This is a genomic window from Psychrobacter sp. TPE 89C (genome assembly GCF_055522395.1).
Window position 1 is genome coordinate 1 of the sequence record NZ_JBVFXW010000083.1, and the last position, 5,922, is coordinate 5,922.

Annotated in this window: 8 protein-coding genes; 4 read left to right on the forward strand and 4 right to left on the reverse strand. The window is 38.3% G+C overall.

Features of this window, described 5'->3' with window-relative positions:
* Window positions 1-244 (forward strand): hypothetical protein (locus tag ACZW67_RS13970; protein ID WP_465183757.1); only part of this gene is annotated, 244 nt, incomplete at its 5' end.
* 200 nt (window positions 245-444) lie between these two features.
* Complete coding sequence (locus ACZW67_RS13975) at window positions 445-1,077, forward strand: recombinase family protein (RefSeq protein WP_197177409.1); 633 nt, start codon at window positions 445-447, stop codon at window positions 1,075-1,077.
* A gap of 157 nt (window positions 1,078-1,234) precedes the next feature.
* Here ACZW67_RS13975 and ACZW67_RS13980 read toward each other — a convergent pair whose 3' ends face one another.
* From ACZW67_RS13980 to ACZW67_RS13990, 3 genes are all read right to left on the reverse strand, one after another.
* Entirely contained in the window at window positions 1,235-1,705 is a 471-nt protein-coding gene (locus ACZW67_RS13980; RefSeq protein WP_197177408.1) for a hypothetical protein, read from the reverse strand.
* Between the two features lie 191 nt (window positions 1,706-1,896).
* Complete coding sequence (locus ACZW67_RS13985) at window positions 1,897-3,027, reverse strand: relaxase family protein (RefSeq protein ID WP_465183758.1); 1,131 nt, start codon at window positions 3,025-3,027, stop codon at window positions 1,897-1,899.
* The gene (locus ACZW67_RS13990) at window positions 3,017-3,382 is read right to left on the reverse strand and encodes a plasmid mobilization protein (RefSeq protein ID WP_465183759.1); all 366 of its coding nucleotides are present in this window, start codon (window positions 3,380-3,382) and stop codon (window positions 3,017-3,019) included. Before ACZW67_RS13990 ends, ACZW67_RS13985 begins: the two co-directional genes overlap by 11 nt.
* A 249-nt stretch (window positions 3,383-3,631) precedes the next feature.
* Between ACZW67_RS13990 and ACZW67_RS13995 the strand changes: the two genes are divergently transcribed.
* Together ACZW67_RS13995 and repM are read left to right on the forward strand one after the other, a co-directional pair.
* Window positions 3,632-4,036 carry a hypothetical protein gene (locus ACZW67_RS13995; RefSeq protein WP_465183760.1) on the forward strand — a complete coding sequence of 135 codons (405 nt, stop codon included), beginning with the start codon at window positions 3,632-3,634 and terminating at the stop codon, window positions 4,034-4,036.
* Window positions 4,037-4,267: 231 nt separating this feature from the next.
* Window positions 4,268-5,212, forward strand: coding sequence for a replication initiation protein RepM (gene repM, locus ACZW67_RS14000; protein ID WP_465183761.1), 945 nt, complete (start codon window positions 4,268-4,270; stop codon window positions 5,210-5,212).
* A gap of 8 nt (window positions 5,213-5,220) precedes the next feature.
* On the opposite strand, the gene ACZW67_RS14005 is transcribed toward repM, so the two are convergent.
* Window positions 5,221-5,721 (reverse strand): plasmid replication DNA-binding protein, encoded by a 501-nt coding sequence (locus ACZW67_RS14005; RefSeq protein ID WP_465183762.1) that lies wholly within the window; start codon window positions 5,719-5,721, stop codon window positions 5,221-5,223.
* Window positions 5,722-5,922 lie beyond the last annotated feature (201 nt).

A 5,922-nucleotide genomic window follows, 5' to 3' on the forward strand; every position in this document is an offset into this window, starting at 1 on the left:
AGTGTATTGTGTTCCAGCTTTTATAACTTATATTTTTTCAGAATTATTATTCTTTTTAAAATTTAATAATAAAGCAACAGAAGTAGGACTGATCTTAATTTTTGGAGGAATAGCATCTATGTTATTCACTTTGATAGTACTTCCTTACTCTAGTTCGAGCTTTAGGTTAATGACTTTTTTCATTGGTATTATTTGTTCCGGAGTTGCTGAATATATTTCATATTATAATAGATCTCTTGCATAAGTTGGCTCTATCCATTGGAAGTCAATAAAATGGCAACTTTACAAGGAGTCTTGTAAATCATCTAAAAATTATCAGTAAATATTTTTGTACTTATCGATTCAAAGTAAAGATTGTAAATTGGGGTATACCCTAGCGGAACCAGCTATTTTACACTCTAAACCCATTAACAGACTACTTATAACAGACTATTTTAGGTGCTTATGTTTATTAGAGCGTATCTACGAGCGTCTACCAAAGAACAAGACGCTAAGCGTGCCAAAAGCGAACTCATAGCATTTGCCAACGACCATGGCCACAAGATTGCCGCTTTCTATGTCGAAAATGAATCAGGAGCTATCTTGGTGCGACCCAAGCTTATGCAACTGATTGAAGATGCTCATAAGGGTGATGTTATCTTAGTTGAGCAGATTGATCGCTTGGCGCGTTTGAACCAAGCTGATTGGGATACACTTAAAAGAATGCTATCAGAAAAAAAGCTATCAATCGTATCAAAAGAGCTGCCGACCTCATATATGGCACTTCAACCTGAAAGCAGCACTGAATTTATGAGCAGTATATTACAGGCCATTAACTCTATGATGCTAGATATGCTCGCAGCTATTGCTCGAAAAGATTATGAGGATCGCCGTAACCGTCAGATGCAAGGTATTGCTCGTGCCAAGGCAGAAGGTAAGTATTTAGGACGTAGAAAAGATACTGAAAAACGTAAGATCATCGCTAGTCTACTCGAATCAGGTCATAGCTATTCTGATATTCAAAAAATGGCTAAGTGCTCACGGCATCTGATCGCTGATGTGGCCAAGGAAAGAGCTAAACTAACCACTGCTCATTAAGTGGTTCCAATATAGTAGTCTGCTATGAGTAGTCTATTAATTTATTAATGAGCCTTTTTAGATGGTTCCGCTGGGATATACCTCTGGCTAACAATTGGGTGCTTTCGCTGGTTCGATACCCTACATGGAAACTATGCTCTCAAATCATAAACTCATGCTAATCAAATAGCTTTTCAACAAACAGTTCATAATTAAAATCACCTTCTCTATCCAAAAACTCTGGATTCAAAACACCTGTATTCGAATATAGGATTGCCCACCAATTCTTATCAGGAGATAGTCTATCAATTTCAGCGCTTACAGCGATGCTAGACTGTATCGGCAAACCTGAAAAATCATTTGTTATTAAATGTGCCAACAGTCCTTTGATTTTCTGTTTTTTCTGTTCTTCATTTAATTTAGAACCGTTAAATACCTCATCAAAAAACTCGTCGTGCTTTAACTTAAGATTTCCATCAATCTCATCAACGTAGTCGTTAGTCCAGAAAATTAAATCACTCCAATATTGATATGGAGAAATTCGACTGATTTCATCCAAAACTTTGTCATATTCTTGCTCACTTAAAGTATTTGATAATAACTTATCAATAAGAATGGTCATTTTTTCTCTAATTTCTTCTTGTTTCATATGATCTTCGTCTCAGAGTAATTTAGTCAAAACCGTTTAGCATAACAGCGCTTATGGTAAATAAAAATAATGATCCAAAAGCTCACTGTATGTACACAACGAAGTACACTGCAACTGCCTAAATAACTAAATGTACCGATATCATTAGCCTACAGCCCAAGTTTCAAGTCCTAACTAGGGAACCGAACCTATCAAAACCCTGGTCTAAAACTTGGGCTATACGTTTCTGTATGGGCTGGTTTAGCGACTTCCAGCTCCTGCTTAGCCTCTGTATCTGACACCAATGATACAGCTATAGCTGAACTTCCGTATCTTTCCTGATGATAAGCCTCCTTTATTTCTATTCCAGTGGCTAAGTGCTGCGCATCTAACTGCTTGCGATCCTCTCTATTAACGCTCTTGTCGTATCGAGAATGCTCACGTTTTTTTGCGTCTGGGTCGAACTGATAACCACTAAACCCTTTTTCAAACATACCGCCTTTGAGCCTAACCCCCATAGGTCTACCATTCTTATCCGTTAGCTTATCGCTTGTCACCGACAACGTCTTCTCGCTATTACCTCGACTTATCTTCAAACCCCAATGCTCCAGCCGACTTAGTACCCCTTGACGATTCATAGCCATACCGTGTTGCCAATCTAGCAGTAGACGACGTTTAATCGCTTCTTCCAATAGCGCACGACTAGGAGGCTCAGCGATAGTCTCCTCATCCTTATTAGCCTCCTTTCTCGTATACGTCTTTAAATCAAAAGGCGTAGGGCGTGGCGCATAACTACTATGAGGATTCACTAAACGTTTACGCTCAGGATCATTAGGATCACTTAATGGCTCACCCTTGATAGTTTTAACCTCTGAATTAATAATATTCTTCCAAGCATTGACCCTTTTCTGGTCTGCCGGCTCATAGTACGGCTGAAACGCTTTACCTGATCGCAGCTCCTGACAAGGAATCACAAAGTTCAGCTCCAGTCGCCCCACAGGGTGAGACTCATCAATATCCTTATCCGCATGCTCAACCCACAGAATATCGTACTGATCACTCTCTAGACCACAGAATATGATTGCCTCAAACTCCTGCATAATGCGCTTTTTATCCGCCTCGCTAATCTCATCCGCACGTTCACTAAAAGACAAGTACCCTGACTTGTACTTAGACTTGTGAGAGGTGGTATTAATTAAGTGCTCACTGAGTACAGGATCGCCGTACAGCACTTTTGCATGCGCTCTAGGTACAAGAGCACCCTCAATCCCTTTCTCTTTCAGTAGGTAGTTTAAAACGCCACTTGCTTTGCCTTTTCCATGGTCAGAGAACTTAACGATCATCACTATCCCTCGCGGCTACCTTTGAGTATTCAATACTGTTCTCTATCATCACATGCATCTGTGCTCTGATTGCCTTAATCTCATTCAGCACTTCAGCATCAACTTGCTTTTCCGTATTCACATGCTTAGTCAACTGATTAAGATTACTGCCTATCCTGCCTAATTGACGCACCAACTCAGGATCAACAGGCTTAACAGGGGTAACCCCTAATGCCAATCCTCGTAACCAACTGGCTACCGTATTTTCGCGGTTTCTTTTCTTAATCTTAGCAAGCTCGTACTCATTGACGCGAATCGCAATCTCTTTATTTCGCTTGGCTCTCTTATCCAGAACAGTGATTTTTGGCTCTGTCATAACGATAATCCAGGTAAGATTTTTAGGGGATTTTAAGGGGGTATCCCCTTAACCAGCTCACAGAGGGATAGGATAATTATTACGTAGTAATAAATAGCCCCCTCTAGTGACTGCTGGCTTAATAATTTTATGATTTAAGACTGTATTTGTCTGTACCTATTTTAAAATAAACGACTGTACCTATGATATTATAATTGACTGTACTCATAAAAATACAAATGGCTGTACCTAGAGTTAAGGATATCAGATATGGATAAGAGACGTAAAAATATGCAGCTATATAATGCGCTTCGTTCTGCCAGAGTGGAGGGTATGATTGATATGATAAATAACATTGATCATGGTTGTAATGAGCTTGATGTATTAGGTGTCTACGATGGTTATCGGTTAGAACGTCAAATTAATTCATATAGAGCAATGAAGATAGCTCAGTATTTTGGTGTGAATGTCAGTAAAGGCAAACTAACCAGATTCTCTAAACCTAAAGATCATCATTACGATTTTTCTACTTCTGAACTGATGGATTATATAAGTGAACATTATGATGCTTTTCTAAATTATTGGGAATGGTTTAGACAAGGAGCTGAACTTCAAGCTAAATTAAAGTTCTTTACTATAGAAGAATTAAAAGAAATAAGAGAAAGAGGCTTTTAATGTTTTTAATAGCTTTTAAATGCTTTTACGTAAGCTGTATCCTTTTGTATTTAAGGGCTGTAGATTAGATAAGTATACGTTTATACACCCATAGATATACGTTTATACACCCATAGATATACGTTTATACACCCATAGATATACGTTTATACACCCATAGATATACGTCTTTACATAATATGTATATTTATATACAATGTTTTATATAATGTATATAAATTTGGATTTTATATGACAAAAACTAGCATAGTAAGCAAAGCTAATGCTTTTATTGAATCGGGCTACGCAATTAATCTGGTCGCCCAACGTGTGATTATCTTAGCCATCATTGAGGCAAGAGAGCAAGGCAGTATGTCTGAAATTGGAGGCGTACATCGTATTAAAGCGTCCGATTATGAGAAGCATTTTGAATGTGACAAAACGACTGCTTACCGCTCATTAAAATCTGCATGCGAAAGTCTTTATGAAAGTGAGTTTGTCTGGACTGATAAAGACTCTAAGGGACGTGACAAAATAAATAAGTCTAGATTCGTACAACGTGCGTCATATAGTGAAGGCGGTGGATATGTTGAGGTCATGTTTGGAAACGACGTTATTCCTCTCATAACAAGACTTAGTGAGAAATATACAGAGTATGAGCTAAAACAGATAAAAGACTTAAATAGCATCTACGCGTTGCGTATATTTGAGATATTAATGCAGTGGCTTAGTGTTGGTAAAACACCGCCAATTGCAATTGAAAACTTACGAACACGCTTGGGTATCGAAGTGCATCAATATAAAACTATGGGAAATTTTAAGAGTCGTGTCCTAGACCATGCTATAAAAGAAATTAATAATAATACAAACATTACAGCGACTTATGAACAGCATAAAGAAGGTCGTAGAATTGTAGGATTTACATTCAGATTTAAGGTTAAGGACAAGTCTAAGAAAGCAGTAGAGTCAAAAAGAGATCGTGATACGTATGATATGCTGACCCCCTTAAAAATGACAGATAAACAAAGAGGTGTCTTTGCCGCTCAGTTATCGAACATGAGTGAGTTATCCAGCCATGCCAAACAAGGTGAAGGTTACAAGGAGTTTGCTGCGCGTATTGAGACTGAGCTATTGGATGAGAGTAAACATGCTTTTTATCTGCCCTACCTAGACAAATTAGGTTTTAAGCCTTCCTAGACCCATGATTAAAAGAACCAGCGTTTCTTCTTTTTTTCAGGGATAGCAGCAGTTTGGGTATCGGGTTTTTGTTCGTGCTGTGGCTCATCACTGAGTTTAGACTGTTTAAACTCTAGCAATTTTACTTGCGCAAAATCATGAATACTGGCGTTGGCTCTCTCCAGCGTCTTGTTTAGCTGACCAATCTGTTGTTGGTAATTCTCTATCAACTGCTTTTGATCGCTGACCTGCTGCTGTAGGTGCTCATTCTTTAACTTCTCTAACTCTAATTGGTGTTCAAGCGCTGTACAAGACTGTACAGTCTGACTGTTCAAGTGCGTACTATCAGAAGTGTTCAGTGATTGTTCAGTACGTTTTTTGGAAACAGGCTCGCCAAATACTCGAAGCATCTCAGAAGTATCAATTTTCTTGTCTGCTGTTCTAGAAAGCTCGCCATCATTGACTTTCTGATAGATCGTCGTTCTTGATACACCCCACTCTTTTGCCGCTTTCGTCACTGATATGATCATTGTTCACCTAGTGTTCAATTGCGTTTTTAGTGTCTGTACAATACAACTGTTAAGAACGTTCAGTGAACAACTATCGCACTAACTGGTTTATAAGGCAAATCATAATTCCCTGTAAGTCATTAGGCTCAAAAACTAATAAAGATATCATTGAGCAATGCTGAGAATACCAAAAAACTTATATATAACAGAAAAACATGTATA

What these genes read in the sequence shown, in the direction of transcription:
- ACZW67_RS13975 (WP_197177409.1), top strand. Translation starts at nt 445, where the DNA reads ATGTTTATTAGAGCGTATCTACGAGCGTCTACCAAAGAACAAGACGCT.
- ACZW67_RS13980 (WP_197177408.1), bottom strand. Translation starts at nt 1,705, where the DNA reads ATGAAACAAGAAGAAATTAGAGAAAAAATGACCATTCTTATTGATAAG.
- ACZW67_RS13985 (WP_465183758.1), bottom strand. Translation starts at nt 3,027, where the DNA reads ATGATCGTTAAGTTCTCTGACCATGGAAAAGGCAAAGCAAGTGGCGTT.
- ACZW67_RS13990 (WP_465183759.1), bottom strand. Translation starts at nt 3,382, where the DNA reads ATGACAGAGCCAAAAATCACTGTTCTGGATAAGAGAGCCAAGCGAAAT.
- ACZW67_RS13995 (WP_465183760.1), top strand. Translation starts at nt 3,632, where the DNA reads ATGGATAAGAGACGTAAAAATATGCAGCTATATAATGCGCTTCGTTCT.
- repM (WP_465183761.1), top strand. Translation starts at nt 4,268, where the DNA reads ATGACAAAAACTAGCATAGTAAGCAAAGCTAATGCTTTTATTGAATCG.
- ACZW67_RS14005 (WP_465183762.1), bottom strand. Translation starts at nt 5,721, where the DNA reads ATGATCATATCAGTGACGAAAGCGGCAAAAGAGTGGGGTGTATCAAGA.